Consider the following 25,114-nt stretch of genomic DNA (forward strand, 5'->3'; position numbering starts at 1 on the left):
GGCGGGTGACATCGTTTTAAGGATCATTGAATGACCCAACGACATGTAATCAACGCCTCGGTCAGCCCTAAAGGCAGCCTCGAAACACTCTCCCAACGTGAAGTACAGCAACTGAGCGAAGCCTCATCCGGCCTCACCTACACCCTGTTCCGCCAGTGCGCCCTGGCCATTCTCAATACCGGCGCCCACGTCGATAACGCCAAGACCATTCTGGAAGCCTACAAAGACTTCGAGATCCGCATTCACCAGCAAGACCGTGGCGTACGCCTGGAATTGCTGAACGCCCCGGCCGACGCTTTCGTCGATGGCGAAATGATCGCCAGCACCCGGGAAATGCTCTTCAGCGCCCTGCGCGACATCGTCTACACCGAAAACGAACTCGATGCCTTGAGCATCGACCTGAGCACCTCCCAGGGCATCAGCGACTACGTCTTCCACCTGCTGCGCAACGCCCGCACCCTGCGCCCCGGCGTCGAGCCGAAAATCGTGGTGTGCTGGGGCGGCCACTCGATCAACACCGAAGAATACAAATACACCAAGAAAGTCGGCCACGAACTCGGCCTGCGCAGCCTGGACATCTGCACCGGTTGCGGCCCGGGCGTGATGAAAGGCCCGATGAAAGGCGCGACCATCGCCCACGCCAAGCAGCGCATCCACGGCGGCCGTTACCTTGGCCTGACCGAACCCGGGATCATCGCCGCCGAAGCGCCGAACCCGATCGTCAACGAACTGGTGATCCTGCCAGACATCGAGAAACGCCTGGAAGCCTTCGTGCGGGTCGGCCATGGCATCATCATTTTCCCGGGCGGTGCGGGCACGGCGGAAGAATTCCTGTACCTGCTCGGCATTTTGATGCACCCGGACAACGAAGGCCTGCCCTTCCCCGTGGTCCTCACCGGGCCGAAAAGCGCCGCGCCGTATCTGGAGCAGTTGCACGCCTTCGTCGGTGCCACCCTCGGTGAAGCCGCGCAGCAGCACTACGAGATCATCATCGACGACCCGGCAGAAGTGGCGCGGCAGATGACTCAGGGCCTCAAAGCGGTCAAACAGTTCCGCCGCGAGCGCAACGATGCGTTCCATTTCAACTGGCTGCTGAAGATCGACGAAGGCTTCCAGCGCCCGTTCGACCCGACCCACGCCAACATGGCCAACCTGCAACTGAGCCGCGACCTGCCGTCCCACGAACTGGCCGCCAACCTGCGCCGCGCGTTTTCCGGCATCGTCGCCGGTAACGTCAAGGACAAGGGCATCCGCCTGATCGAAGAACACGGGCCGTACCAGATCCGTGGCGATGCCGCGGTCATGCAGCCACTGGACAAATTGCTCAAAGCCTTCGTCGCCCAGCACCGGATGAAACTGCCGGGCGGTGCGGCGTATGTGCCGTGCTACCAAGTAGTGGCTTAATACGCTCCCACACGTTGACAAGAAACCCCGCGTGATGTGGGGTTTCTTGTTTTTGGAGACTGAGTCAGTGGGCCTCATTGTGGCGAGGGAGCTTGCTCCCGCTGGGTTGCGAAGCGACCCCAAAACCTGCAACCGCATTTTTCTGGCACACCGCATGTACCGGTTTTGCGACTGCTGCGCAGCCGAGCGGGAGCAAGCTCCCTCGCCACAGATGCCTAATAACTTCAGATCCAGTGTCAGGCAGGCGGATCGAGGTTATCCAGCACCCGGTTGACGGCCAATTCACCAAGCATGACCACCTGTTGAATCCCCAACATCATGTTGCGATGTGGCATGTCCATCAACCCGGCGAACTCACTGAGCATCACGCTCGCTGACGCCAGGGATTCGCAGGCGCTGACCAGCAGGGTTTCGTTATCGACCTGTGCACCCACATGGTAAATGGTGCTGGGTTTGCGCTGGGTGTCTTTGGGGATGGGCGGTTTGAGGTAATGGTCGAGGGCGCGGTCGGCGGCTTCGTGGAGCTTTTTGGAATCGAGGGATTCGTAGGGGGATGTCGGATCGGCTTCCGGCGGGTTGGGTGTGGGTTTGATCATAGATGAAGCTCCTAGAGTCATGGAGCTGCCACGGTTCGCTGCGAGACGAAAGGAGGTGGCAGCTATACGCAGGTCGCAGACCGGGACTCTAGAACCGGCAGACCCGAAGGTCTCCCACGTACAGCCGCCATAACATGAACGGACAGGCGTACCTGTTCACGAACGGGGAATGTTGTGCGTCTAGAGATACACGGGCTGCGAGACCCGATCGCTGATTTGTCAGCGACCCGGAAACGATAGAGCCCAACCTCAAGGCGCACAAGCCGGCGGATTCTGGCGTAGTCGTAGGCAACGGCGCAAGGCTGTGTAGCCTGAGTGAGTATCTGGAGATGTCGATTAAACATCGCCTGTTTATCGGTCTCGCTTCGGGTTTTGTAGTGGATGGGCTTGCTCGCGAAGAGGCCCGAAAGAACACCCTCCAACGTTCGGTCAATCCACCAATCGCGCCGCAAGAGACTTGGCCTGGCTCGCCACATCGGTCACCGCCGTGCTCTCCCACCACATCCCGCGCAACGGTGGGCCCATGGCGAACAAACGACTGGCGACCTGCCCGTCAGCACTGAGTACCGCGCCATCCACCGCCGCGGCAATGCCCAACGCCAATGGCCCCGGACGCACCAGCCCGCGAGCGAGCAACTGCTGGGGCAACGGCCGCGCCACCCGGCGCCAGTCGTATTCGATGCCGCTGGAGTTGATCAGCGCCGCGCCGTGCACCACGCAGGTTTCGGCCTCGCCACGGCGACGGATGCGAATACTCACCAAACCCTCTGAAGCAGGCTCCAGCCCTTTGTACGACGCGGCATGAATCCGCAACCGCCCTTCCCCATACAGCCGCGCCACCAACTCGGCACTCAACGGCGGCGAGCGATGGTGATGGCTTTCCCACCACGGCCGCACATGCCGCACAAACTGCCGCCGCTGCACATCTGTCGCCTGACGCCACAACCGCCCGATGTGCGCCCGCACGGTGTCCAGCGGCGCTTGCCAGTCGATGCCCTGAGCGATGGCGTCGCGACAGTGCCGACGCAGTTCGCGCACCAGCTGACGCGGCGTGCGAACGCTGTGGTCCTCGGCCAGAAAATCGCTCCAGGCCGGTGGCTGCCGCCGCACATGGGGCAGCAAACCATGGCGGGAAAACACGTCGATCGGCCCGCGATGCCCGGCCTGTTCCAGCGACACCACCGCATCGACCATGGTCAGGCCGGAGCCAATGATCAGCACCGTCGACTGCGGATCGAGCTGCCGCATGGCGGCGACATCCCAAGGATCGAGCGCAGCCGCATTCAAGCCGCTGGACTCAGTCTGCGGCGTACGCGCGGCGGGAAACATCCCGGTCGCCAACACCGCGTAAGCGCCCTGCAATTGCTGCCCGTCACTCAGGCTCAGCCGTACCGAATCGTTCGACGTTTCCAGCGCAACCACCTCGGCCCGTACATGCTCGACGGTTGAGCCATTCACTGCCCCCACCGTTTGCGCCTCGGCCAGACGCTGCTGCACATAAACACCAAACAGACCGCGTGGCGGAAACAGTTCACTGACCGGCACATGCTGCTCATCGGATTCAGGCCAACCGCCGCCCGCGATGTATTCGGTCAGCCATTGGGTCAGGTCGTCGGCGTTGTCCGGATCGACGCTCATCCGCGCCGCGTTGCCGTTGAGCGTATGGCCCAGTTCGACCGCGCTGTACGCCTCGCCCCGACCGAGTTCGGCGCGGGGTTCGATTACCAGCACCTGGCGCTTGCCCGGTAAACGCAACAACTGCGCCGCCAGCATCGCGCCGCTCAGGCCACCGCCGATGATCAGGATGTCCGCGTGACGGATGGCGTCGGTCGCCTGTCCGCGTGGGGTGTCAGTCATGGCGCTCTCTCTGATCAATGTTCACTTAGATAGAAGTCGTGCATATCGCCCGTGCCAGTCACTCATCGGCGGTGCCGGGCAGTACCACTCGACCGATCCCGACATCTCCTTGACGATAATAGGCGATTGAGCTCATGCGATGTCCCGTTTGAATTCGGCGAGCCAGGTCGGCTCCGGCTGGGCGCCGGGGGGGCCAGCGCGAGCAGCAACAGATTCGGTTCGAACGCACCGCTCAAGGCCAGGCGCGAATTTTCGGTAAAACCCTGCTGGCGCAAGCCATCGGCCAACCGTTCGACATCGCGCAAGGCATCGATCCAGCGCCAGACGAACCACTGGCCGTGGCGCTTGTGTCGCAGGGCCGGTTGCAACGGACTGACCTAAGCCCAGTGCTGCAACTGCTCCAGGGCCCGGGGCACCTTGACCTGCCATTCGGCGGTGTCCGCGATGGGCAGACGTTTGAGTTCATGCACGCTCATTGGCTTACCTCTCATCCATGGGGTAAAAAACATGCGGTGGTCCGCCGGGCTGAAGGGGTTAACTCAATCTGTAAAACACCACCGAACCATTGTGGGGATGTGTGTTGTGTTCAAGTCATTCTGGCAGACGTCACTTTTTGGTCCTGTCGCCGCAACGCTGCCAGGTCGCGATAGCCGCTGCCCGAATTTCACGGGCCATCAAACCGTGCTCCGCACACTCGGTGGATGAATGCCGTTGAGGCGGAAATTGCCGATCAAGTGAAGTTTCCAGCGCAGCGGATCGTTCAGGGAGCCCGGCAATGGTGTGCGCTGGCCGGTGAGTTCGAATTCAGCGTTGCTCACGGTGTTTAACGCATCGGCGCTGGCCAGGTGCGACTCGGCAATGGCAATCGTGATTTCTGTATCCTCCTGAGCACCATTCAGAAACACTTCGGCACGCTCGAGCAACGCGGCGGCCACTTCAATGCGAATCTGCAAGTCGCCGAAACGGCTGATCACGTAAGGGTCGTCGGTGGCCTTGGCGAGGCCACTGCCGGCCCAGGGTTGAGCCTGCTGACGAACGAAGCGCAGGGTCGCGTCGAGCAAGGTGCGAGCGTTGTGCAGGTCGTGCTGACTCTTGGCCAGGGGCTGCCCGGCGGCAATCGGTTGGGTCAAGGCGTTCATGGGTCGCTCCTCAGTTCCAGGCGTGGCGCGCGGGTTTCACGCCATTGAGCAGGTAGTTGCCGATCAGGTGGTATTTCCAGCGCGCCGGGTCGTGCAGGGTGTGCGTCCGGGCGTTGCGCCAGTGACGGTCGAGGTTGTACTTGCCGAGCACCGAGCGGGTACCGGCGAGTTCAAAGAGTTTGCTGCTGGCAAGCAAAGCGATTTCGGCAGACAGGACTTTGGCCTGGGCAACCACGACCGAGGCGCGGGCAACGGTGTCTTCATTGGGTTTGAGCAATGCAGCGTCGATGGCCTGGCCAGCCTTTTTCAGGATCGCTTCGGTACCGTGGACCCGCCATTCCAGATCGCCGATGGCGGCGATGCTGAACGGGTCCTGCCAGCCGTGATCCTGCTGGCTGTCGATCCACGGCCGGGCTTCGCGGGCGTAGCGCTTGGTTTCTTCCAGGGCACCGACGGCAATGCCGGTGTCTACGGCGGCCTGGATGATTTGCGAGATCGGGCCGTCAGCGGTGGGCTCGTCGAATGCCTTGTGGGCCGGGATCACCGCGCTCAACGGCACGTTCACCGCGCTCAGGGTCACGCCGCCGCTGGCGGTGGTGCGCTGGCCGAAACCGTCCCAGCTGTCGATCACGGTCAGGCCGGGATTGTCACGCTCGATGAAGGCGATGAACGCCTTGTTCTGTTCATCGACCGCCACCGCCGGCACGATATGCGCGAACAAGACCCCGGTGCAGTAGAACTTCTCGCCGTCGATTTGCGCGGTGTCTTTCTCGAAACGGATACGGGTTTCGAAAGCCCCGGCGTTTTTGCTTTTGGATTCGGAGAAGGCGTTGCCGAAACGATAACCCTGCAGGACTTTGCCAAAGTAGTAGCGCTTCTGCTCTTCGGTGGCGGCTTGCAGCAGGATGTCGAGCACGCTGAGATGATTCTGCGGGATCTGGCCGAGGGACGGGTCGGCGGCGGAAATGATCTTGATCACGTCGCTGACCGTCACGTAAGACACGCCCGCGCCGCCGTATTCCTTGGGAATGGTGATGCCCCATAAACCACTGGCCGAAAACTCGTCGAGCTCGGCCACCGGCAGACGTCGCTCGCGGTCGCGAACACTGGACTCGACGGCGAAGCGGGCGGCGAGCTGGTGAGCGACGGCGATGGCCTCGGCGTCCGAGTGGATCACATGGGCAGTGTGAGGGGGTTGGGCTGAGGCTGTCATGGGCCGACTCCGGAACTCTGGTGAATGCCCCAGAGCTTTTGCAGGAGTCGTGCCTGAAATTAAATTTGTTCTATTTCAATACGTTGTGAAATTTTTATAGAAACACTTGCAGCTTTAAATCAGCAAAGTGTTTATCCAGTGTTGGTCTGCAAACAGTCAGATCACCACATTGCGCACAAACCGCGCCGCCACTTCCCCATCGTTGCGATAGGAATACGGCTGGTTGCTGGCAAACATGAAGAACTCGCCGGCAGCGATCTTCTGCGGCTGATCGCCGAGCATCAGGGTCAGGCAACCTTCGAATACATAAAGCTGTTCGCTGTAGCCTTCGGCATCCGGTTGCGAGGGGTAAATTTCGCCGGGTTGCAAGCACCATTCCCATTGTTCCACCTCGCGGGTGGCGGTGGCTTTGGACAATAAAACGGCTTTGCTGCCAGGAATTTTCCCGGCCCAGGCCAACTCATTGATGCGACTTGGGTCGCGAGCATCCGGTGCCTGGATCAGGTCGCTGAACGCCACGTCCAGCGCTTCGGCCACGCGGTCGAGGGTGGTCAGGCTGACGTTCTTCTCGCCGGCCTCGATGGCCACCAGCATCCGGCGGCTGACCCCGGACTTTTCCGCCAGGGCCGTCTGGCTCATGTCGGCGGCGTGGCGCAGGCGGCGGACGTTCTGGCTGACGTGCTGGAGGACCGACGCCCGTTGGGTGGAATCTCTGTGCACTATATTGCTCACTGGGTGGTGTTGGGCAGTATACTGCCCAACTTCCGGCGCATTGTGCGTCTCCCTCAGGTGGTGCGCAAGGTCATGACGTCGGTGAACGCTTCTCACACTTCCTCCCGTTTCTCGCGGCTCAGCAAGGCTGAGTGCGTGCTGGTGCTGATCACCGTAGTCTGGGGCGGGACCTTTTTGCTGGTGCAGCACGCAATGACCGTCAGCGGGCCGATGTTCTTCGTCGGCCTGCGTTTTGCCGCAGCGGCGAGCATCGTCGCCCTGTTCTCCTGGCGTCATCTGCGCGAACTGACCCTGTTCGAACTCAAGGCCGGGGCGTTCATCGGCGTGGCGATCATGCTCGGTTACGGCTTGCAGACCGTGGGCTTGCAGAGCATCCCCAGCAGTCAGTCGGCGTTTATTACCGCGCTGTATGTGCCGTTCGTGCCGTTGCTGCAATGGCTGGTGCTGGGGCGTCGTCCGGGGTTGATGCCGAGCATCGGGATCATGCTGGCCTTTACCGGGTTAATGTTGTTGTCGGGGCCGTCCGGCGCTTCGTTCAATTTCAGCGCCGGTGAAATCGCCACACTGATCAGCGCCGTGGCGATTGCGGCGGAGATCATTCTGATCAGCACCTATGCCGGCCAGGTCGATGTGCGGCGGGTGACGGTGGTGCAACTGGCGGTGACTTCGGTGCTGGCGTTTCTGATGGTGGTGCCGACTCAGGAAGTGATTCCGGACTTTTCATGGTTCTTGTTCGGCAGCGCATTGGGGTTGGGTGCAGCGAGTGCGGCGATTCAAGTGGCGATGAACTGGGCGCAGAAAAGTGTTTCGCCGACTCGGGCGACGTTGATATACGCCGGGGAGCCGGTCTGGGCCGGGATTGTCGGGCGGATTGCCGGGGAGCGCTTGCCGGCGATTGCGTTGGTGGGGGCGGGGTTGATTGTGGCGGCGGTGATTGTCAGTGAGTTGAAGACCAAGGGTAAGGTGGCTTCGCCTGAAGAAGAGCTGGAGCAGGAAGCACAGGGTTAAGCCGCAATATCTGCGTTGCATGATAGACAGCCATCGCGGGCAAGCCCGCTCCCACAGGGTCTGGAGGTGTACACGCGATTTGCGTACAACCAAAATCTCTGTGGGAGCGAGCCTGCCCTCGATGGGGCCGGGACAGGCGAAATCGCGCTCCCTGATACAACGATAAACAGGAATTTTCCGTCTACTTTGTAGGATTCTGCGACAGCTTGGCGTTTGGCGAACCGGGAGCTGGCACGTATGATGCTTCACAAACTTCCGCAGATTAGAAGCCTATGTCCCTGATAGTTCTACTGCTTCTGCCTTTTATCGGCAGCTGTCTGGCAGCCTTGCTGCCGCACAATGCGCGTAACACCGAATCACTGTTGGCTGGCCTGGTGGCCTTGATCGGCACCGTCCAGGTCGCCCTCTTGTACCCGCAAATCGCCCATGGCGGCGTGATCCGAGAAGAATTCTTCTGGTTACCCAGCCTGGGCCTGAACTTCGTGCTGCGCATGGACGGTTTCGCCTGGCTGTTCTCGATGCTGGTGCTGGGCATCGGCACGCTGGTTTCGCTATACGCCCGTTATTACATGTCACCGGACGATCCGGTACCGCGTTTCTTCGCGTTTTTCCTGGCGTTCATGGGCGCCATGCTGGGGCTGGTGATCTCCGGCAACCTGATCCAGATCGTGTTTTTCTGGGAGCTGACCAGCCTTTTCTCATTCCTGCTGATCGGCTACTGGCACCACCGCGCCGATGCGCGGCGTGGCGCCTACATGGCGTTGATGGTCACCGGTGCCGGCGGTTTGTGTTTGCTGGCGGGGGTCATGCTGCTCGGCCATGTGGTCGGCAGCTATGACCTGGACAAGGTCCTGGCCGCCGGCGATCTGATTCGCGCACATGCCCTTTATCCCATCCTTTTACCCCTGATCCTGATCGGCGCCTTGAGCAAAAGCGCACAATTCCCCTTCCACTTCTGGCTGCCCCACGCCATGGCGGCGCCAACACCGGTCTCGGCCTATCTGCACTCGGCGACCATGGTCAAGGCCGGGGTCTTCCTGCTCGCTCGCCTGTGGCCATCGCTGTCCGGCAGTGAGGAATGGTTCTACATCGTCAGCGGGGCTGGCGCCTGCACCCTGTTGCTCGGTGCTTACTGCGCGATGTTTCAGAACGACCTCAAGGGCCTTCTGGCCTACTCGACCATCAGCCATCTGGGCCTGATCACCCTGCTGCTGGGGCTGAACAGTCCGCTGGCCGCGGTGGCCGCGGTGTTCCACATTCTCAACCACGCCACGTTCAAGGCCTCGTTGTTCATGGCCGCCGGAATCATCGACCACGAAAGCGGCACCCGGGACATCCGCAAACTCAGCGGCTTGGTCAAACTGATCCCGTTCACCGCCACCCTGGCCATGGTCGCCAGCGCCTCCATGGCCGGCGTGCCACTGTTCAACGGCTTCCTGTCCAAAGAGATGTTCTTCGCCGAAACCGTGTTCATCAACGCCACGGCCTGGATCGAGATGACCCTGCCCATCGTCGCGACCATCGCCGGGACGTTCAGCGTGGCCTATTCCCTGCGCTTCACCGTCGACGTGTTCTTCGGCCCGACCGCCACCGACCTGCCGCACACCCCGCACGAGCCGCCGCGCTGGATGCGTGCGCCAGTGGAGTTGCTGGTGTTCACCTGCCTGGTGGTGGGGATGTTCCCCGCTCAAGTGGTCGGCCCGTTGCTCGCGGCGGCGGCATTGCCGGTGGTGGGCGGCACGCTGCCCGAGTACAGCCTGGCGATCTGGCACGGCTGGAACGCACCGATGATCATGAGCCTGATCGCCATGTCCGGCGGCATCGTGCTCTATCTGCTGCTGCGCAATCAGCTCAAGCGCGGGCGCTTCATGCACCCGCCGGTGATCCACCACTTCAACGGCAAGCGCCTGTTCGAGCGCAGCCTGGTGATCATGATGCGTCTGGCCCGGCGACTGGAGCGGCGGATCAGCACCAAGCGCCTGCAAACCCAACTGTTTGTGGTGGTGCTCGCCGCGGTGCTGGCCGGGTTGATCCCGATGCTGCACAGCAGCCTGAGCTGGGGCGACCGGGCGAAAATTCCGGGCTCGATCGTGTTCGTGATCCTCTGGCTGCTGGCGATTGCCTGCGCCCTCGGCGCAGCCTGGCAAGCCAAATATCACCGGCTCGCGGCCCTGACCATGGTCAGCGTCTGCGGCCTGATGACCTGCGTGACCTTCGTCTGGTTCTCGGCGCCGGATCTGGCCCTGACGCAACTGGCGGTCGAGGTGGTGACCATGGTGCTGATCCTCCTCGGCCTGCGCTGGTTGCCGCGACGGATCGAAGAGGTGTCGCCGTTACCGAGCAGCCTGCGCAAGGCGCGGGTGCGGCGGGTTCGCGACTTGCTGCTGTCGATCGCGGTCGGTGGTGGCATGGCGCTGCTGTCCTACGCCATGCTGACCCGTCAGACGCCCAACGATATTTCCTCGTTCTACCTCAGTCGCGCCCTGCCCGAAGGCGGCGGCAGCAACGTGGTCAACGTGATGCTGGTGGACTTCCGTGGCTTCGACACCCTCGGCGAAATCACCGTGCTGGTGGCGGTGGCCCTGGCCGTGTTCGCCCTGCTGCGACGCTTCCGCCCACCGAAAGAAAGCCTGCAACTGCCAGCCCAACAGCGCCTGCTGGCGCCCGATGTGGTCACCGATCTGGTCAACCCGCGTCACGCCAGCGACACCGCGCTCGGTTTCATGATGGTGCCAGCGGTGCTGGTCCGTCTGCTGCTGCCGATTGCGTTTGTGGTGTCGGTCTACCTGTTCCTGCGCGGGCACAACCAACCGGGTGGCGGTTTCGTCGCCGGTCTGGTGATGTCGGTGGCGTTCATCCTGCAATACATGGTCGCCGGCACCCAATGGGTCGAAGCGCAAATGAGCCTGCGCCCGCTGCGCTGGATGGGCACCGGGCTGCTGTTCGCCACGGTCACCGGGCTTGGGGCGATGGCGGCCGGGTATCCGTTCCTGACTACCCACACCTGGCATTTCGAACTGCCGCTGCTGGGCGACATTCACATCGCCAGTGCGCTGTTCTTCGACATTGGCGTGTACGCCGTGGTGGTCGGTTCGACCCTGTTGATCCTGACCGCCCTCGCCCACCAATCGGTACGCGGTCATAAAACCAACGCGCAAACCAGGCCCGTGGCCAAAGCCGTCGTCACGCAAGGAGCCATTTGATGGAAGAAGTCATCGCAATCGCCATCGGTGTGCTGGCCGCGTCCGGCGTGTGGCTGATACTGCGGCCACGGACGTTCCAGGTGGTCATGGGCCTGTGCCTGCTGTCCTACGGCGTCAACCTGTTCATCTTCAGCATGGGCAGCCTGTTCATCGGCAAGGAGCCGAACATCAAGGACGGCGTGCCTCAGGATTTGCTGCACTACACCGACCCGCTGCCGCAAGCACTGGTGCTGACCGCGATCGTCATCAGCTTCGCCATGACCGCGCTGTTCCTGGTGGTGCTGCTCGCCTCCCGGGGCCTGACCGGTACCGACCATGTGGATGGCCGGGAGCCTAAAGAATGATGGCGCTGCCCCACCTGATCGTCGCACCGATTCTGCTGCCGCTGCTGACCGCCGCCGTGATGCTGATGCTGGGCGAGAAACACCGCCCGTTAAAGGCCAAAATCAACCTGTTCTCCAGCCTGCTGGGGCTGGGCATTGCCGTGATGTTGCTGCAATGGACGCAAACCACCGGCGTGCCCGGCTCCATCGGCGTGTACCTGCCGGGCAACTGGCAGGCGCCATTCGGCATCGTGCTGGTGGTCGATCGCCTGTCGGCGTTGATGCTGGTGCTGACCGGGATCATCGGCGTCAGCGCGCTGCTATTCGCCATGGCCCGTTGGGACGGGGCCGGTTCAAGCTTCCACGCGCTGTTCCAGATTCAGTTGATGGGCCTGTACGGCGCCTTCCTCACGGCAGACCTGTTCAACCTGTTCGTGTTTTTCGAAGTGCTGCTCGCCGCCTCTTACGGGCTGATGCTGCACGGTTCGGGCCGGGCGCGGGTGTCGTCGGGGCTGCATTACATCTCGATCAACCTGCTGGCCTCGTCGCTGTTTCTGATTGGCGCGGCGCTGATCTACGGCGTCACCGGCACGCTGAACATGGCCGACCTGGCGCTGAAGATCCCGCTGGTGCCGGAGGCCGATCGCGGCTTGCTGCATGCCGGTGCGGCAATTCTGGCGGTGGCGTTCCTGACCAAGGCCGGGGTGTGGCCGCTGAACTTCTGGCTGGTGCCGGCCTATTCCGCGGCCAGCGCGCCGGTGGCGGCGATGTTTGCGATCATGACCAAGGTTGGCGTCTACACCTTGCTGCGCCTGTGGACGCTGCTGTTCTCCGGCCAGGCCGGGGCATCCGCGTACTTCGGTGGCGACTGGCTGATCTACGGCGGCATGGCGACCATCGTCTGCGCCGCCGTGGCGATCCTCGCCGCGCAACGCCTGGAACGCATGGCCAGCCTGAGCATTCTGGTGTCGGCCGGCATCCTGTTATCGGCCATCGGTTTCGCCCAGCCGAACCTGATCGGCGCGGCGTTGTTCTATCTGGTCAGCTCGACCCTGGCCTTGAGTGCACTGTTCTTGCTGGCCGAGTTGATCGAGCGTTCGCGTTCGGCCAACGAAATGCCTCTGTTCGATGACGGCGAGCTGCTGCCACGGCCTCTGGAGTCCTTGCAGCCACCCAAAGGCATCAACCTCGATGACGACCAGAAAGTCGTGGTCGGCCAAGTGATTCCCTGGACCATGGCCTTCCTCGGTCTGAGCTTCATCGCCTGCGCCTTGCTGATCATCGGCATGCCGCCACTGTCCGGGTTTATCGGCAAACTCAGCCTGCTCAGCGCCCTGCTCAATCCGCTGGGCCTGGGTAATGGCGGCGACGAACCGGTTTCGAACGGTGCGTGGGGTTTGCTGACGTTGTTGATCCTGTCCGGCCTGGCCTCGTTGATCGCTTTCTCGCGTTTGGGCATCCAGCGTTTCTGGGCCCCGCAAGAGCGTCCGTCACCCTTGCTGCGCCGCCTGGAATGCGTGCCGGTCGTCGTTCTGCTGGGGCTGAGCATTGCGCTGACGTTCAAGGCTGAACCGCTGCTGCGTTACACCCAAGCGGCTGCGCAGGCGCTGAATAATCCTCAGCCATACGTGATGGCGGTGCTTGGCACCCGTGCAATTGCGAGCCCGCAAGCCAGCGCAGCACGGGTGGAGGAGCAACCATGAAGCGTCTGTTTCCTGCACCGTGGTTGTCGTTGGCGCTGTGGCTGTTGTGGCTGGTGTTGAACCTGTCGATGAGCCCCGGCAATGTGCTGTTGGGCGCGGTACTTGGTATCTGTGCGCCGCTGATGATGCGCAAACTGCGGCCGCTGCCGATTCGCATACGTCGCCCCGGGGTGATCCTGCGTTTGTTCTTGCTGGTCGGACGCGATGTGCTGGTGTCCAACCTCGCCGTGGCCTGGGGCGTGCTCAATGCCGGGCGGCGTGCACCTCGCTCGCGGTTCATCAAGGTGCCGCTGGACTTGCGCGATGCCAACGGCCTGGCGGCGCTGTCGATCATCTGCACGGTGATTCCCGGCACGGTCTGGTCGGAGCTGGCACTGGATCGCAGCATTCTGTTGCTGCACGTTTTCGATCTGGATGACGAAAGCCAATTCATCCAGCACTTCAAGGCGACCTACGAGCGCCCCTTGATGGAGATCTTCGAATGAGCGCATTGCTGTCAAACGCGATCCTGCTGAGTCTGTTCCTCTTTTCGGTGGCGATGATTCTGACCCTGATCCGCCTGTTCAAGGGCCCGTCGGCCCAAGACAGGGTTCTGGCCCTGGATTACCTGTACATCGTCGCCATGCTGATGATGCTCGCGCTAGGCATCCGTTATGCCAGCGACACTTACTTCGAGGCGGCGCTGCTGATTGCCCTGTTCGGCTTCGTCGGCTCGTTTGCCCTGGCCAAATTCCTGCTGCGCGGCGAGGTGATCGAATGAGCACTGAACTGTCTTTGTGGGTGGAAATTGCGGTGGCGACTCTGCTGGTGTTCAGCAGCCTGTTTGCGCTGATCGGCGCGGTCGGGTTGCTGCGAATGAAGGATTACTTCCAACGCATGCACCCACCGGCACTGGCTTCGACCTTGGGCGCGTGGTGCGTGGCACTGGCGTCGATCATTTATTTTTCGGTGCTCAAGTCAGGGCCGGTGCTGCATGCCTGGCTGATTCCGATTCTGTTGTCGATCACCGTGCCGGTGACCACGCTGCTGCTGGCCCGGGCGGCGCTGTTTCGCAAGCGCATGGCCGGGGATGATGTGCCGGCGGAGGTGAGTAGTCGGCGTACGGAAAGTGGGAGTTAAGTTCAGAAGTTTTTGTTGATTGGGCGGGCCTCATCGCGAGCAGGCTCGCTCCCACAGGGATTTTGTGAACACTGAAGATCCAATGTGGGAGCGAGCCTGCTCGCGATGGCGATAGTCAGGTCGGCTCAAATCCAGGCCACTGCCAACAATCCGGCTCCCAACACCACACACAATGGCGAATAGGCCCAAGTATCCAGCCGGGCAAACTTGGAGTCCTTGACCTGCTTGAAGAACCCCATCAAATTCGAATCGCCGATCGCCCGGGCGAACATCAGCATGGCGATCGCGCTGATCACCCATTGCAACGACCAGTGATGCACCGTGGGCAGGTACAGCCCGACCCGCAGGCACACCAGCATCGCGATCAGCAGCAAACCCACCGCCACCAGCAACGTGGCAAAGCCCGACGGCTTGAATGCGGGCCTGGATGCCTCCCCGCCCTCCCCGGGTACGCGCGGCACCGCTGCCTCGCTGCCCCACTTGCCACCTGCGGCCCAATACAGGTGGACCAGGCTGATGAATAAAAAAATTGCAGCAATCCATTGCGCGACCAATAGGCTCATATTCAGACATCCGGTGTGAAATGTTGCAGCAGGATGAACTTCATTGGGTGTTTTTGTAAGGGCATTCGTTATCGACGGTAGCTCGGCTGCACGCGCGCGCCTACGGGCTTTATGTACATCCGGGAATTCCCGCGTGTACATAAATCGGTTCATTTCAACTCGGCAGAGACTTTGTCCGCCACTTCCTTGGGCACCCAGGCTTGCCACACCTGCGGGTACGCCTTCATGAACGCCTGCGCCGCCTGGCGTGGCGGGGTGTGTTTTTCGCTCATGTCCGCCAGGGCCTTGTTCAACGCCTCGATCGGCAAATCGACCTTGCTGAAGAACTCGACTATCTGCGGGTACTGTTTCTGAAAAGGCGCGGACACGCCGATGGACAGCTTCGAGGGCAGCGAGCGAGTCGGTTTCGGGTTGGGGTTATCGGCTTCGGTCAGGGTTTTCCAGGCTTCGGCGTCGAACGGCGGCTCTTGCAGCTGAATCAATTTGAAGCGGCCGAGCAACGGCGTCGGAGACCAGTAATAGAACAGGACCGGCTTGCCGCGACGAATCGACGAACTGATCTCCGCATCCAGCGCCGCCCCCGAACCACTGCGAAAGTTCACGTAGCTGTCGTCCAGCCCATACGCCTTGAGCTTCTGTTTGTTGACCACTTCCGAGGTCCACCCGATCGGGCTGTTGAGGAAGCGCCCCTTGCTCGGGGTTTCCGGGTCTTTGAACACGTCCTTGTAGCGCGGCAGATCGCTGACACTGCGCAGGCCCGGCGCCAGCGGCTTGATGCCCTTGGCCGGGTCGCCCTTGATCACATACTCCGGCACCCACCAGCCCTCGGTGGCGCCCTTGACCGTATCGCCCAGGCTCGCGACTTTGCCCTCGGCCTCAGCCTTGACCCAGACCGGACTGCGGCCCGCCCACTCTTCGCCAATGACCTGAATGTCATTGTTGGCCAGTGCGGTTTCCAGGGTAATGGTCGTTCCCGGCAAGGTGTCGGTCGGCAAGCCGTAGCCCTTCTCGACGATGATCCGCAAAGTCTCGGTGATCAGGCTGCCGCTTTCCCAGTTCAGGTCGGCGAAGTGGATCGGCGCCTGGGCAGCGAACACCGAAACGGGTGAAGCCAACACGCCGAACGTGGCCAGGGTAGCGGCCAGTAACCGTCGAAATCCCTTCATGCTCTTGCACCTCGCGCTGTTCACAGCAATAGCAGGATGGCCTGACAAAGAAGATCGCAAGCCTCTGAATACTCAGTCAACTGACTGTAGTAGAGGTTTCTGCTTTCGAGGGGCGAGGATTATTTTTCAGAAGGTTCCTGCAAGCGCGCGAGCTCTCTTCTGACCATGCTGGCGTACGCCGCCGGACGCAGCAGGTAGATCTGTGATGCCACCCAACTCAGCCAGGTTCCCTGCAAAACAACCTTCTGGTCAAACAGCCGCTGAGCCTCGGCTCGGGCGCTGGCCTGGTTCTGTTCGTGGAAATCGGCGCGGGTCAGGGTCATTACTCGCTGGCCTTGAAGGTCACCAGTTCGCCCTTGCGCCACTTGGCGGCTTTGGCGGTCACGGCCTTCAGGGTTTTGGTCAGGCCTTCCTGCAACTGTTGGTGGGCCGCGAACACCATCACTACGCTATGACCTTCCTTGAACACAATGCCATGGCCGTCTGCGGTGGTCACGAACGCGTAATCCCCCAGTCCGTACACCGTGAGCTTGATTTCGCGGAACTTGATGTCCAGTTTGCCACCTTCGCGACTGGGCAACACCGAGGCGCTGAAATGATCGCCGACCTTGAGTTTAAGCCCAGGCTTGTCATCCACCACCAGCGCTGATTCGGTGTCGATCTCGGCAATGTAAATGCCTTCAGCGTTCTGTTCGGTGATGTAGACGAAACGTGACTGAAACTGCTTAACCAGCTTTGCGCGCAAATCACCCAGTACGAACAAAGCATGCATATCGAGATTACTTACTGCCAAGGAAACATCCCCACATCTGAAATGATGCCGTACGCAGGAAACGCGCACAGCAGAAAAAAGCGGCAATGCCGAGGTGTAGCCAAATGACCCGGGTCGAATCCTGGAATGAGCAGAGGGCCCATTCATCGCGAGGTTTGAGAAGATTACTGGAACATCCCTCACGTCGTCTTGCCTGGCAGTCGTCAGAGGTTGAAGGAAAACGCCTTTCTGACGGCCAGAGAAAACCGGACTACCAACTTTAGGGAAAAATCTCTTTAAAAGAAGCACTTTTCCGACATATCGCCAGTAAAAAATTGCTTTAGATGGGCATCAATCGCCAACCAGTGACGGCAATTCTAGAGCAGCGACGCTCACCGAGACTACCCAAAACAACGTACACACGTCGGTAAAACCACGAAAAGGACTTCATATGTGCACACTGACTCACTTCGTCCTGCCTCAGGCACGGAACAAAAACGACTCGTCACCTCTACATTCGAGGGTGCTCCGGCAACAGGATTTCCTCCCTGAAGAGTGTCTGTTCCCGCGTTTTCAGGTGGTACTGGCCGGCAACGCCTTTTTTCACATCAGGGAAATATCCACCGGCCGTGTCAGAGGTTTCCGCGGCAACCATAATGATGCCTGCGCCCTTGCCCGTTCACTCGAGTCATACAGCTGACGCGCCTTGCAGCCCGCATTTCTATAGACGTTTCGTCACGCCGGTGACTTAACTCAGCCGCCGGCAGGCAACTACTGCCATACTGCCCGACCAATGAAACCCGTCCCCAGGGCGGACGGCGTTCAACACAACAGAATATTTCCAAGGGAAGACTGCTACGTGACGGAATTTGATATCGGTGAATTTTTTATCCGGGGCGAAGCCAGAGAGGTCGACGGCGAATTCCAGGCAGTCATTATCATGCGCACCAAACCACCGTTGACCACTTTGACGTATCACCAGGTCGAGAAGGATCGCTGGTTCAAGACCGCGGATGTCGCGGCCATTGCCGCCCAGGATGCCGCGAAAGCCCTGAAGCTTGCCGTCGATGAGGGGGCGTTGAACGCCTGAGATGGGAGTGGATAACGCAGCAGGTCAAGCCTGAGAATGTCAGTGGCGTGCCAGCCTTGTGCAGATAGCACGCCTTAATCTCGACAACCGGTCAGATCAGCTTGCGCTTGACTGCTTCATCCAGCGTGCTTTGGGTCAGGTGTTTGAGCACCGCGTCCCCACGCTCATTGAACGGCAAGCCGACAATCAGCAAAATCTGCATCCAGGTACGCGTGCTTTCCTGTTTGACGATTTTGCCCAGCAGGTTGCCTTCCCGATCCTTGAACACCGTTTCCAGCGTGAAGGTGTTGCTGAACGTTGTCGGGATCACGAAGAACGTGAAGCCTGTCAGCCAGGCGCTCGCGATATTTCCCTGCTCGTTATTGGTCAACGTACTCGTCACGTACAGGTTCGAGTCGACCTTGTCCGTGGTCACGTTCTTGAACTGCCCGGACGCCTTGAAGGTTTCCAGCATATTCTGTTCCACCAGCGCCGCATTGCCGACACCACCCGACAGTTCGCCGTTGAACTGCTGCTGGGTGGTCACGTGCAGATAAGCACTGGGCTTGTCCTGCCGGGCCTGCGCTGGCGGCCACTGGTCCACCGGCGCCAATTCATGTTGGGAATAGGAAATGCAGCCGGTCAGGGTGCTGCTGACCAAAAGCAGCAAAACCAGAAGATATTTACTCATGAGCAGCCAGTTCCTTTGACGGTGTACGCAATTGAGGGGTGGCACTGGCCAGCAGTTGAGCGATCAGGTCGCGCAATTGGGCACCGCCCAGGCGTGGATTGAGGTAGTCGGCGTTCCACATACCGACATTCTTGTCGAGCTTGACCTGCTCGACCGACCTGGCCAGTTGCTTGCCCTGACGGTCTTCGATGATCAGTTCGCCGGCGAGGTCGTATTTGTCGACGTAAATCGGCCCGTCGACCCAGATCCAGATAGTCAGCGTCACCAGCGCGCCGGGGATGTAAGCCGGGTGCATGGTACGTTTGCCTGCCAGTGAGGTCAGGTTGAACTTGAGCACCACGTCGTCTTCGCCCGCCTTGGCCGGGAACACCACGATTCGCTTGAAGTAGTCGCTTTTATCGACATAGGCGCTGACCTGCTCGGTCAGTTGTCGGCTGCCGGCGACACGCACCTTGTCGTCCAGGTCGGGAGCGGAAATCACCACGTCGCTGATCTCGGCACTGCGATCGAGGGTGGACGGCGCAGGGTTCAAGGGTTCGCCAATGGGCCCCAGCGGCGTGAAAGACACACAGCCAGTCAACGACAGGCCAAGTGCGATGGCCATCAGATAAACAAGACGCTTCACTGCTTACATCCTTTTCTGCGGGATCGGGGGTGGGTCGACTCGAAAGAAATCACGCAAGGGATGGGCAAATCAGCAGCGCAAGGCGCTAAACCCGAGACGACAACATCCATGTGCGGACTCTTTGAGTGGCGGCTTGATGACGCCAAAAATTCGACGGCATCGTAATCGCTGAAACAACGACAAGCAATAGCTCATTGCCATCATTGGTGGCGAATCCGCAGAAAACTGCTAAAACCCTATCGAACACTTGGCGTGCGGCTCCCTCAGATGCAATGAAGCCGCACCTCGGATCTCGCACCCGAGGCGACTGATTATCTGCAAGGAGATGAAGATGGATTCACCCACACATGACTTGAAAGGCTTGTTCGACCAGCTCGGTCTGGACTCCAGCGAAAAGGCCATCGACGATTTCATTGCAAGTCATTCACCCATGCCCGATGACAAGAAACTCATCGATGCCGAGTTCTGGACCCCGCAACAAGCCGGCTTCCTCAAGGAACAACTGCGTGAAGACGCCGATTGGGCGCACGTGGTCGACGACCTGAACCTGCGCATGCACCAGATCCACTAGCCACGGGTTCAGCGAGGACGTTCCGGTTTGTAACCCAGGCGCAAACCACCCCAATGCCGGCCCTTGAGCATGATCGGCACCGAGAGATCGTGCATCAGTTCACCGGTGTCGCGGGTGTAGGTCTGCAACAGCACGGCCTGCTGATGGCTGCCACAGCGAACCCCGGTGCGGTCGGCAAACTTGCGCTTGGTGCGGTTTTGCAGGGTATCGACCTGTACATCACCGGTCAGCGGCTGGCTGAACACGGTGTTGTGGGTCGGCACATAACCCTGCTGCGTGCAGGCGATGGCGAACACCAGGCCTTCATGACGCGGCAGCAACGGTTCCTGAATCGCCGGCAATACCTGATCGGTGTAGCGGTCGAAACGGGTCTGGTATTTGGCCGGGCTGGTGTTGGGGATCACCTGGTAATTGCGATCAAACAGATCATCGAGGCTGATCCGGCCCTGATCGACATCCGCTTCAAAACGCGCCGCAATCTGGCTCGCCCCTTCGCGGGCCAAGTCGTAAATCCGCTGATGGTAATCATCCAGTCCAACTTCGGCGAGGCGTTCGCTGATGGTTTCAGCCTGCCCTTCCATCTGCACCGCCGCCAGGGCCAGACGCTGGGTTTGCTGGTCGCTGATCGCCAGATCGCTGCGCATCTGCTCGATGGCGTGGAACAGACTGTCGAGCTGTTCTCGGTTGGTGTCCGCGCCTTGGGCGATTTCCCCGACCTGCCTTTCGACGCCGTCGGTCAGACGCGCGATGTTTTCCAGGTGCTGCCCCGTGTGCTCGACCTGCGCGACGCCGGTATTCAGATCGCTGGCCAGTTGACGGATCTGCTCCACCACTTGCGCCGTGCGTTGTTGAATATCGGCGACCATCTCCCCGACTTCGCCGGTTGCCGTCGCCGTGCGCGCGGCCAACCCGCGAACCTCATCGGCCACTACGGCAAAGCCGCGACCGTGCTCCCCGGCCCGCGCCGCTTCGATGGCCGCGTTCAGCGCCAACAGATTGGTCTGGCTGGCGATGGACTGGATCACCAGCGTGACCCGCTGGATATCGTCACTGCGCAGGCTCAGGGCTTCGATCAGCTCACGGCTGCTACTGGCGCGCTGACTGAGTTGATGCATGCGCGCAATGGACTCGACCAGTTCCGTGCGCCCTGCCGCGCTGCTCTGATGGGCTTCGCTGGCCGCGCTCAAGGCTTCCCGGCTAAGTTTCGATGTCGCGTGTTCGGTGGCGATCATCACTTCGGCGTTGCTGACAATCTGCGCCGCGGCGCCGAGTTGCGATTGCAGTTTGTCGGCCAGTTGCTTGACCGAAAAGGCCACGCTGGCAGCCGACAAAGCGTTATGACTGGTGGTATAGGAAAGATCGCGAGTCAACCCGGTGATGGCGCTGGTGCTGTCTGCGGGGGCTGCCGCAGGGAGGGTGCGCGAGCGCAGGCGCGGCAGCCAGATAATCAGCACGGCCAATGGCAGGCCAAGGTAAAGCGACCAGCCCGCCAATGCCATGCCGCATAGCAACAGCGTCAGGGCGATGCTTTGCAAGGTCGGCGTGAGCCACAGGTTTTTCGGCAAAAGTACGGCTGCAGGCACTGCCCCAGCCAGAGACCCGTCTCGCGTCATCGATTGTCACCCCAGGCATCTTCTAATTGTTGTATCCGCATTAAACGCCACTACAAGGCCATTATCTATGGTCCGTTAGTAGTAGGGGGTGCAGCAGATCAATAGAAGTGCGTCGGCTTTTTCGCAGACGTCGAAAAGCATCGCGGGCAAGCCCGCTCCCACAAGGTCCGTGTTGAACTTGTGGGAGCGGGCTTGCCCGCGATGGGGGCGCTACTGAATCAGGCCTGACGCTGGTGCTTGTCGATCTGCTCGTGACGCTCTTGAGCTTCGATGCAGTATTTGGTGGTCGGGCTGATCAGCAGGCGTTTCAGGCCAATGGCCTCGCCGCTGTCATCGCACCAGCCGAAGCTGTCTTCCTTGATGCGTTCCAGGGCCTGTTCCAACTGAGGCAGCATGCGCTGGTCGCGATCGATCGCGTTCACCAGCCAGGTGCGCTCTTCTTCGACGGAAGCCGCGTCAGCCGGATCGGCCGGGGTGTCCAGGCTCTCGATGGCGATGCGATTCTGTTCGATGCGCTCATGGGTTTCGACTTTCATGTTCTGCAACAGCTCAGAGAAAAAAGCATGTTGCTCGGCATTCATGTAGTCATCCGCCGGCATGGCCAGCAACTTGTCCTTTGTCATTGATATCTCTATAAAAAAACGTGCATTAAGGCGAATTAGGGAGCGTTCCGTTGAGCCTGTGGCTGTCATTGGAACGGCGCCGTTTATTCCAAGCGCCACCCGGCACTCAATTTACGAGGGGCGGCAGTCTAAGGCCGACTCGAGGCCTCAGCAACTGAAAAGACAGCAAATCTGTCCGACAAGGTCCTGAAAGTGCTCTATGGCAGGCTTTGAGGTGCTTATCGGAGTGCGTTTATATCAAGAAATTCAGTCGAGCAGCTGTATATAGAAGACAAACGGCTACGCCACGCGGGTCAGGCGTGGCGCATTTTCGTCTTTCGTCCGGCTTCAGCGCTTGAGTTTGCGCTTGTTGCGGTACTGGTCGATGACCACCGCCACCACAATGATCAGCCCCTTGATGATGTCTTGAATATAAGCGTCAACACCGACAAAGGTAAAGCCGCTGGCCATGACCCCGAGGATCAACGCGCCGATCACGGTGCCAGTGATGCGCCCTACGCCACCGGCCAGGCTGGTGCCACCGATGACCGCCGCGGCAATCGCGTCCAGTTCATAAGACATGCCCATCCCGGCCTGCCCGGTCGCGGCCCGCGCCGACGCCACCACCCCGGCCAGGCCTGCAAGCAACCCGGCGATGCTGTAGACGATCACCAGATGCCGCTTGACGTTGATCCCGGAGGTGCGTGCCGCCTGCATGTTGCCGCCGATGGCGTAGGTGTACTTGCCGTACTTGGTGTAACGCAGGGCGATGTGAAAGATCACCGCCACCACCAGAAAAATGATCACCGGCATCGCGCCGTGTCCGATGGCCGTGTAGGAATCCGAGAGCATGCTCACCGGCTGACCTTCGGTGTAGTAGCGCGCCAGGCCGCGAGCCGAGACCATCATGCCGAGGGTGGCAATGAACGGCGGAATCCCGGTGATCGCAATGATACTGCCGTTGATCGCCCCCGCCAGCAATCCCACCCCAAGCCCGGCGATCACCGGAATCCACACCGGCAAGTCCGTCAGGGACGGAAACACCGCCCGGGCAAAGTCGGAGGTCTGGGCCAGGCTGGCGGCAATCATCGCCGACAGCGCCAGCACCGAACCGGAGGACAGGTCGATGCCGGTGGTGATGATGACCTGGGTCACCCCGATCGCCAACAGGCCGATGATCGACACTTGCAGGATCATCAGCACCAGACGCTGGGAGTTCATCAGGAAGCTCTGGTCCCGCACGATCCAGCCGAACAGTTCGAAGACCAGGCCGATGCCGATCAGTACCAGGAAGATACTCAACTCGGTCGGAAAGCGCCGGCGACTCTTGACCGGTGCCACTGCTGGCTTGTTTTCCAGTATCGCGTTCATAACCACTCATCCTTCAAATGAAATCCGTGTGGCAAGGGAGCTTGCTTGTGGCGAGGGAGCTTGCTCCCGTTGGACTGCGCAACAGTCCCATTCTTTTAGGGCCGCTTCGCAACCCAGCGGGAGCAAGCTCCCTCGCCACACAATCCCCTTTCACCCTTGGACTGTGTTCATCTTCTCATTAGTGAACCGCGGACATACCCGAGGCCAGTTGCATCACCCGTTCCTGGGTCGCTTCGCTGCGGTCGAGGGTGCCCATCAGGTCGCCCTCGTGCATGACCATGACCCGGTCGCTCATGCCCAGCACTTCCGGCAGTTCCGAGGAAATCATGATCACCGCCATGCCTTCGCTGGCGAGGTAGGAGATAAGCCGGTAGATCTCGGCCTTGGCGCCGACATCGATGCCCCGGGTCGGCTCGTCGAGAATCAGGATGCGCGGATTGGTCATCAGCCAGCGCGCCAGCAAGGCCTTCTGCTGATTACCGCCGGACAGCGTGTCGATGCATTGCTCCAGCGACGGGGTTTTCACCCGCAGCTTCTTGCACATGTCTTCACACAAGGCGCGCAAGGCTTTCTGCTGGATGAAGCCGTTGCCGACGTAATGGGGCAACACCGCCATTTCCATGTTCTCGAGCACCGACAGGCACGGGAACAGGCCGCTGAGCTTGCGATCTTCGGTCAACAGCGCGAAGCCCTTCTCGATCGCCATGTGCGGATCGCTGATGCGCACCACCTCACCGTCGAGCCGGATTTCGCCACCGTCGCTTGGGGTGATGCCGAAAATCGCCTCGGCGACATTGGTCCGCCCCGAGCCCATCAACCCGGCGATGCCAAGGATCTCCCCGGCATGCAGGTCGAAGGAGACGTCTTTGAAAATGCCGTCCAGCTTGAGGTCGCGCACCGACAGCAGCAGATCGCCGATCGGCTTCTCCCGCACCGGGAACAACTGGCTCAATTCGCGGCCGACCATCATCGAAATCAGGCTGTCGCCGTCCATGCTGTCGGCCCGTTGCAGGCCGATGTAGGCGCCGTCACGGAACACCGCCACTTCATCGGCAATGCTGAACACTTCGTTCATTTTGTGAGTGATGTAGATGATGCCTTTGCCCTGGCTCTTGAGGTCGGCAATGATCGAGAACAGATGGGCGACTTCCTTGTCGGTGATGGCCGAGGTCGGTTCGTCCATGATCAGGATGTCGGAGTCGTAGGACACCGCCTTGGCGATCTCGACCATCTGCCGCTCGGCAATGCTCAAGTTGCCCACCTGCTCTTCCGGGTCGAGGTTGATCCGCAGACGCTCCAGCAGCTTGGCGGTGCAACGGTGCATTTCGCGGTGATCGATCATGTGCAGGCCGTTGAGTTGTTCGCGGCCGATCCAGATGTTCTCGGCGATGCTCATGTGCGGCATCAGGTTGAGTTCCTGGTGGATCATCGCGATCCCGGCCTGAAGCGCCGCCAGTGGTGTTTCGAAGACCACCGGTTTGCCCCGCAGACGCAACTCGCCGGCGTCTGGCTGGTAGATGCCGGCAATGATTTTCATCAGGGTGGATTTGCCGGCGCCGTTCTCACCCATCAGGGCCAGCACGGAACCGGGGCGGACCCGAAGCTGCACATCGGACAAGGCCACCACACCGGGAAACCCCTTGCTGACGTTGATGATCTCCAGCAGGTACGGTTCATCGACCGGTGTCGCGGTTGGCTGGATACCCACCAACGGGGTGCTCGAAGCAGTCGCTGAAGCGAACATGATCAGGTACTCCATCAGCAAGGTCGCGATCGCCACCTTGCGTGTTTATTG

General features: G+C 60.6%; 26 protein-coding genes and 1 pseudogene. 11 read left to right on the plus strand and 16 right to left on the minus strand.

The annotated features are described in order from the left end of the window. Positions 1-30 precede the first annotated feature (30 nt). Positions 31-1,404: a nucleotide 5'-monophosphate nucleosidase PpnN gene (gene ppnN / locus AACY49_RS10570; RefSeq protein WP_258700148.1), complete on the plus strand. Its 1,374-nt coding sequence runs from the start codon at positions 31-33 to the stop codon at positions 1,402-1,404. A 236-nt stretch (positions 1,405-1,640) separates the two neighbouring features. Here the strand turns inward: ppnN and AACY49_RS10575 are convergent, their stop codons facing one another. From AACY49_RS10575 to AACY49_RS10600, 6 genes and pseudogenes are all read right to left on the minus strand, one after another. Then, positions 1,641-2,000, minus strand: coding sequence for a DUF6124 family protein (locus tag AACY49_RS10575; RefSeq protein WP_339523518.1), 360 nt, complete (start codon positions 1,998-2,000; stop codon positions 1,641-1,643). Positions 2,001-2,429: 429 nt separating this feature from the next. Beyond that, a complete protein-coding gene (locus tag AACY49_RS10580) occupies positions 2,430-3,857 on the minus strand; it encodes an FAD/NAD(P)-binding protein (RefSeq protein ID WP_339523520.1) in 1,428 nt (475 codons plus the stop codon). Positions 3,858-4,048: 191 nt separating this feature from the next. After that, positions 4,049-4,333 (minus strand): annotated as a pseudogene (locus AACY49_RS10585) (AMP-binding protein); the annotation flags it as partial. A gap of 198 nt (positions 4,334-4,531) precedes the next feature. Next, positions 4,532-4,996 carry an acyl-CoA dehydrogenase gene (locus AACY49_RS10590; protein ID WP_258700145.1) on the minus strand — a complete coding sequence of 155 codons (465 nt, stop codon included), beginning with the start codon at positions 4,994-4,996 and terminating at the stop codon, positions 4,532-4,534. 10 nt (positions 4,997-5,006) lie between these two features. Then, positions 5,007-6,209, minus strand: coding sequence for an SfnB family sulfur acquisition oxidoreductase (locus AACY49_RS10595; RefSeq protein WP_339523523.1), 1,203 nt, complete (start codon positions 6,207-6,209; stop codon positions 5,007-5,009). 156 nt (positions 6,210-6,365) lie between these two features. Next, on the minus strand, positions 6,366-6,929 hold the full coding sequence (locus AACY49_RS10600) for a helix-turn-helix domain-containing protein (RefSeq protein ID WP_258700143.1): 564 nt from the start codon (positions 6,927-6,929) through the stop codon (positions 6,366-6,368). Between AACY49_RS10600 and AACY49_RS10605 the strand changes: the two genes are divergently transcribed. The 7 genes from AACY49_RS10605 to AACY49_RS10635 all read left to right on the plus strand — a co-directional run bounded on the left by AACY49_RS10605 (position 6,924) and on the right by AACY49_RS10635 (position 14,297). Continuing rightward, positions 6,924-7,949: a DMT family transporter gene (locus AACY49_RS10605; protein WP_339523525.1), complete on the plus strand. Its 1,026-nt coding sequence runs from the start codon at positions 6,924-6,926 to the stop codon at positions 7,947-7,949. The two genes, AACY49_RS10600 and AACY49_RS10605, sit on opposite strands and share 6 nt — an antisense overlap. Positions 7,950-8,221: 272 nt before the next feature. Next, on the plus strand, positions 8,222-11,152 hold the full coding sequence (locus AACY49_RS10610) for a monovalent cation/H+ antiporter subunit A (RefSeq protein WP_339523527.1): 2,931 nt from the start codon (positions 8,222-8,224) through the stop codon (positions 11,150-11,152). Beyond that, entirely contained in the window at positions 11,152-11,496 is a 345-nt protein-coding gene (locus AACY49_RS10615) for a Na+/H+ antiporter subunit C (protein WP_007935994.1), read from the plus strand. The genes AACY49_RS10610 and AACY49_RS10615 overlap by 1 nt, the downstream gene beginning before the upstream one ends. Next, entirely contained in the window at positions 11,493-13,178 is a 1,686-nt protein-coding gene (locus tag AACY49_RS10620) for a monovalent cation/H+ antiporter subunit D (RefSeq protein WP_339523532.1), read from the plus strand. The genes AACY49_RS10615 and AACY49_RS10620 overlap by 4 nt, the downstream gene beginning before the upstream one ends. Continuing rightward, positions 13,175-13,663 (plus strand): Na+/H+ antiporter subunit E, encoded by a 489-nt coding sequence (locus AACY49_RS10625; RefSeq protein WP_258700139.1) that lies wholly within the window; start codon positions 13,175-13,177, stop codon positions 13,661-13,663. The genes AACY49_RS10620 and AACY49_RS10625 overlap by 4 nt, the downstream gene beginning before the upstream one ends. Beyond that, positions 13,660-13,938 carry a K+/H+ antiporter subunit F gene (locus tag AACY49_RS10630; protein WP_237881723.1) on the plus strand — a complete coding sequence of 93 codons (279 nt, stop codon included), beginning with the start codon at positions 13,660-13,662 and terminating at the stop codon, positions 13,936-13,938. Before AACY49_RS10625 ends, AACY49_RS10630 begins: the two co-directional genes overlap by 4 nt. Further along, the gene (locus AACY49_RS10635; RefSeq protein WP_339523538.1) at positions 13,935-14,297 is read left to right on the plus strand and encodes a Na+/H+ antiporter subunit G; all 363 of its coding nucleotides are present in this window, start codon (positions 13,935-13,937) and stop codon (positions 14,295-14,297) included. The genes AACY49_RS10630 and AACY49_RS10635 overlap by 4 nt, the downstream gene beginning before the upstream one ends. A gap of 125 nt (positions 14,298-14,422) precedes the next feature. Here the strand turns inward: AACY49_RS10635 and AACY49_RS10640 are convergent, their stop codons facing one another. The 4 genes from AACY49_RS10640 to AACY49_RS10655 form a co-directional block, all read right to left on the minus strand. Continuing rightward, positions 14,423-14,860, minus strand: a complete 438-nt coding sequence (locus tag AACY49_RS10640; RefSeq protein ID WP_320394056.1) for a DUF3995 domain-containing protein — start codon at positions 14,858-14,860, stop codon at positions 14,423-14,425. Positions 14,861-15,009: 149 nt separating this feature from the next. Further along, positions 15,010-16,026, minus strand: a complete 1,017-nt coding sequence (locus AACY49_RS10645; RefSeq protein WP_320394055.1) for an ABC transporter substrate-binding protein — start codon at positions 16,024-16,026, stop codon at positions 15,010-15,012. A 119-nt stretch (positions 16,027-16,145) separates the two neighbouring features. Further along, positions 16,146-16,349 (minus strand): hypothetical protein, encoded by a 204-nt coding sequence (locus AACY49_RS10650; protein ID WP_258700135.1) that lies wholly within the window; start codon positions 16,347-16,349, stop codon positions 16,146-16,148. Then, positions 16,349-16,819: a hypothetical protein gene (locus AACY49_RS10655; protein WP_008035847.1), complete on the minus strand. Its 471-nt coding sequence runs from the start codon at positions 16,817-16,819 to the stop codon at positions 16,349-16,351. The genes AACY49_RS10650 and AACY49_RS10655 overlap by 1 nt, the downstream gene beginning before the upstream one ends. A gap of 409 nt (positions 16,820-17,228) precedes the next feature. On the opposite strand from AACY49_RS10655, the gene AACY49_RS10660 reads away from it, so the two are divergent. Both AACY49_RS10660 and AACY49_RS10665 read left to right on the plus strand, forming a co-directional pair. After that, positions 17,229-17,477: a hypothetical protein gene (locus AACY49_RS10660; RefSeq protein ID WP_258700134.1), complete on the plus strand. Its 249-nt coding sequence runs from the start codon at positions 17,229-17,231 to the stop codon at positions 17,475-17,477. A 159-nt stretch (positions 17,478-17,636) separates the two neighbouring features. Further along, the gene (locus tag AACY49_RS10665; RefSeq protein ID WP_258700133.1) at positions 17,637-17,867 is read left to right on the plus strand and encodes a hypothetical protein; all 231 of its coding nucleotides are present in this window, start codon (positions 17,637-17,639) and stop codon (positions 17,865-17,867) included. A 91-nt stretch (positions 17,868-17,958) separates the two neighbouring features. On the opposite strand, the gene AACY49_RS10670 is transcribed toward AACY49_RS10665, so the two are convergent. Both AACY49_RS10670 and AACY49_RS10675 read right to left on the minus strand, forming a co-directional pair. Continuing rightward, the gene (locus AACY49_RS10670; protein ID WP_258700132.1) at positions 17,959-18,537 is read right to left on the minus strand and encodes a hypothetical protein; all 579 of its coding nucleotides are present in this window, start codon (positions 18,535-18,537) and stop codon (positions 17,959-17,961) included. Beyond that, positions 18,530-19,162: a hypothetical protein gene (locus AACY49_RS10675; RefSeq protein ID WP_320394052.1), complete on the minus strand. Its 633-nt coding sequence runs from the start codon at positions 19,160-19,162 to the stop codon at positions 18,530-18,532. Before AACY49_RS10675 ends, AACY49_RS10670 begins: the two co-directional genes overlap by 8 nt. Before the next feature lie 331 nt (positions 19,163-19,493). Between AACY49_RS10675 and AACY49_RS10680 the strand changes: the two genes are divergently transcribed. Further along, positions 19,494-19,733, plus strand: a complete 240-nt coding sequence (locus AACY49_RS10680; RefSeq protein ID WP_258700130.1) for a DUF2789 domain-containing protein — start codon at positions 19,494-19,496, stop codon at positions 19,731-19,733. An 8-nt stretch (positions 19,734-19,741) separates the two neighbouring features. Here the strand turns inward: AACY49_RS10680 and AACY49_RS10685 are convergent, their stop codons facing one another. The 4 genes from AACY49_RS10685 to AACY49_RS10700 all read right to left on the minus strand — a co-directional run bounded on the left by AACY49_RS10685 (position 19,742) and on the right by AACY49_RS10700 (position 25,063). Continuing rightward, complete coding sequence (locus AACY49_RS10685) at positions 19,742-21,346, minus strand: methyl-accepting chemotaxis protein (protein ID WP_339523543.1); 1,605 nt, start codon at positions 21,344-21,346, stop codon at positions 19,742-19,744. A gap of 218 nt (positions 21,347-21,564) precedes the next feature. Continuing rightward, positions 21,565-21,969 (minus strand): TraR/DksA family transcriptional regulator, encoded by a 405-nt coding sequence (locus AACY49_RS10690; RefSeq protein ID WP_007907888.1) that lies wholly within the window; start codon positions 21,967-21,969, stop codon positions 21,565-21,567. Positions 21,970-22,296: 327 nt separating this feature from the next. Continuing rightward, positions 22,297-23,319, minus strand: coding sequence for an ABC transporter permease (locus AACY49_RS10695; RefSeq protein ID WP_320394050.1), 1,023 nt, complete (start codon positions 23,317-23,319; stop codon positions 22,297-22,299). Positions 23,320-23,497: 178 nt separating this feature from the next. After that, positions 23,498-25,063: a sugar ABC transporter ATP-binding protein gene (locus AACY49_RS10700; protein WP_339523547.1), complete on the minus strand. Its 1,566-nt coding sequence runs from the start codon at positions 25,061-25,063 to the stop codon at positions 23,498-23,500. Positions 25,064-25,114 lie beyond the last annotated feature (51 nt).

Source organism: Pseudomonas sp. EL_65y_Pfl2_R96 (assembly GCF_963970905.1).
Classification (GTDB): Bacteria; Pseudomonadota; Gammaproteobacteria; order Pseudomonadales; family Pseudomonadaceae; genus Aquipseudomonas.

What these genes read in the sequence shown, in the direction of transcription:
- ppnN (WP_258700148.1), top strand. Translation starts at nt 31, where the DNA reads ATGACCCAACGACATGTAATCAACGCCTCGGTCAGCCCTAAAGGCAGC.
- AACY49_RS10575 (WP_339523518.1), bottom strand. Translation starts at nt 2,000, where the DNA reads ATGATCAAACCCACACCCAACCCGCCGGAAGCCGATCCGACATCCCCC.
- AACY49_RS10580 (WP_339523520.1), bottom strand. Translation starts at nt 3,857, where the DNA reads ATGACTGACACCCCACGCGGACAGGCGACCGACGCCATCCGTCACGCG.
- AACY49_RS10590 (WP_258700145.1), bottom strand. Translation starts at nt 4,996, where the DNA reads ATGAACGCCTTGACCCAACCGATTGCCGCCGGGCAGCCCCTGGCCAAG.
- AACY49_RS10595 (WP_339523523.1), bottom strand. Translation starts at nt 6,209, where the DNA reads ATGACAGCCTCAGCCCAACCCCCTCACACTGCCCATGTGATCCACTCG.
- AACY49_RS10610 (WP_339523527.1), top strand. Translation starts at nt 8,222, where the DNA reads ATGTCCCTGATAGTTCTACTGCTTCTGCCTTTTATCGGCAGCTGTCTG.
- AACY49_RS10615 (WP_007935994.1), top strand. Translation starts at nt 11,152, where the DNA reads ATGGAAGAAGTCATCGCAATCGCCATCGGTGTGCTGGCCGCGTCCGGC.
- AACY49_RS10620 (WP_339523532.1), top strand. Translation starts at nt 11,493, where the DNA reads ATGATGGCGCTGCCCCACCTGATCGTCGCACCGATTCTGCTGCCGCTG.
- AACY49_RS10625 (WP_258700139.1), top strand. Translation starts at nt 13,175, where the DNA reads ATGAAGCGTCTGTTTCCTGCACCGTGGTTGTCGTTGGCGCTGTGGCTG.
- AACY49_RS10630 (WP_237881723.1), top strand. Translation starts at nt 13,660, where the DNA reads ATGAGCGCATTGCTGTCAAACGCGATCCTGCTGAGTCTGTTCCTCTTT.
- AACY49_RS10635 (WP_339523538.1), top strand. Translation starts at nt 13,935, where the DNA reads ATGAGCACTGAACTGTCTTTGTGGGTGGAAATTGCGGTGGCGACTCTG.
- AACY49_RS10640 (WP_320394056.1), bottom strand. Translation starts at nt 14,860, where the DNA reads ATGAGCCTATTGGTCGCGCAATGGATTGCTGCAATTTTTTTATTCATC.
- AACY49_RS10645 (WP_320394055.1), bottom strand. Translation starts at nt 16,026, where the DNA reads ATGAAGGGATTTCGACGGTTACTGGCCGCTACCCTGGCCACGTTCGGC.
- AACY49_RS10650 (WP_258700135.1), bottom strand. Translation starts at nt 16,349, where the DNA reads ATGACCCTGACCCGCGCCGATTTCCACGAACAGAACCAGGCCAGCGCC.
- AACY49_RS10660 (WP_258700134.1), top strand. Translation starts at nt 17,229, where the DNA reads ATGTGCACACTGACTCACTTCGTCCTGCCTCAGGCACGGAACAAAAAC.
- AACY49_RS10670 (WP_258700132.1), bottom strand. Translation starts at nt 18,537, where the DNA reads ATGAGTAAATATCTTCTGGTTTTGCTGCTTTTGGTCAGCAGCACCCTG.
- AACY49_RS10680 (WP_258700130.1), top strand. Translation starts at nt 19,494, where the DNA reads ATGGATTCACCCACACATGACTTGAAAGGCTTGTTCGACCAGCTCGGT.
- AACY49_RS10685 (WP_339523543.1), bottom strand. Translation starts at nt 21,346, where the DNA reads ATGACGCGAGACGGGTCTCTGGCTGGGGCAGTGCCTGCAGCCGTACTT.
- AACY49_RS10690 (WP_007907888.1), bottom strand. Translation starts at nt 21,969, where the DNA reads ATGACAAAGGACAAGTTGCTGGCCATGCCGGCGGATGACTACATGAAT.
- AACY49_RS10695 (WP_320394050.1), bottom strand. Translation starts at nt 23,319, where the DNA reads ATGAACGCGATACTGGAAAACAAGCCAGCAGTGGCACCGGTCAAGAGT.
- AACY49_RS10700 (WP_339523547.1), bottom strand. Translation starts at nt 25,063, where the DNA reads ATGTTCGCTTCAGCGACTGCTTCGAGCACCCCGTTGGTGGGTATCCAG.